The sequence below is a fragment of the Bacillus sp. LR--39 genome (assembly GCF_053613335.1).
On record NZ_JBSIOT010000724.1, the window covers coordinates 1 to 771 of the forward strand.

The window sequence follows — 771 nt, forward strand, 5'->3', positions numbered from 1 at the left end:
ATTAGGAGATGTAGATATGAAGGTAGTCAAATTTGGTGGTTCCTCGTTAGCAACAATCAAAAAAGTGTTTAATATAGTTGTGTCAGATCCAAACCGAAAAATAAATGTAACGGCAAGTGAAAGACTTAAAATCAGCAGGGCAGCTGTGATTACGGGATAATTAATTTGCTGAAAAGGACGGCCGCTGTACCACGTCCTTTATTAAGTAATTCTTCTCTTAAAACTCTTCATGCTCTTAACCGTTTATGGGTACGTCCGGGCGGGTAAGCGAATGATGATCTTCATGTCGTTTTCTTCAAGGAGAAATCAAAAACAGAGATATTTACAGGCTGGCTGTCTAGCGGTGCTGATTTTGGAATCGGGACAGCACCGGGCTAGATATGCCAGCGTAAGATCACTTAGAAATTGTTTTATGATGCTTTCCTGCAATTTGCTCAAGCTGAAGATGCCTTTTCAGGAGCACCTTTCCTAATACACAGCCTCTTCCGTCTCCGCATCGAAAAAGACGGCGTGATCCATTTTCACTGCCAGCTGAATCGAATCGCCTGCGGCAATTCGCGTGTTCCCATTCAGGCGAACCGTCAGCCGCTCGTCCCCGCTTGTGACATGGACAATCAGCTCCGCTCCCAGATTTTCATTCACTTCCACCTTTGCTTTACACACTGAATCAAACAGCTGTTCATTCCCTGCCACATGTGTGATATGCTCCGGCCGGATGCCGGCAATCATCTGTTCTCCGGCGTAACCCTTTTGTCTAAGCCGCTTTGCTTT

General features: G+C 45.4%; 1 protein-coding gene and 1 pseudogene. Both read right to left on the reverse strand.

The window, feature by feature from the left end; genetic code table 11:
• Positions 1-235: 235 nt before the first annotated feature.
• Positions 236-442: pseudogene (locus ACWHAR_RS26115) on the reverse strand (aldo/keto reductase); the annotation flags it as partial.
• A gap of 26 nt (positions 443-468) precedes the next feature.
• Positions 469-771: TOBE domain-containing protein (locus ACWHAR_RS26120; RefSeq protein WP_452088303.1), on the reverse strand; the 303-nt coding region annotated here is incomplete at its 5' end.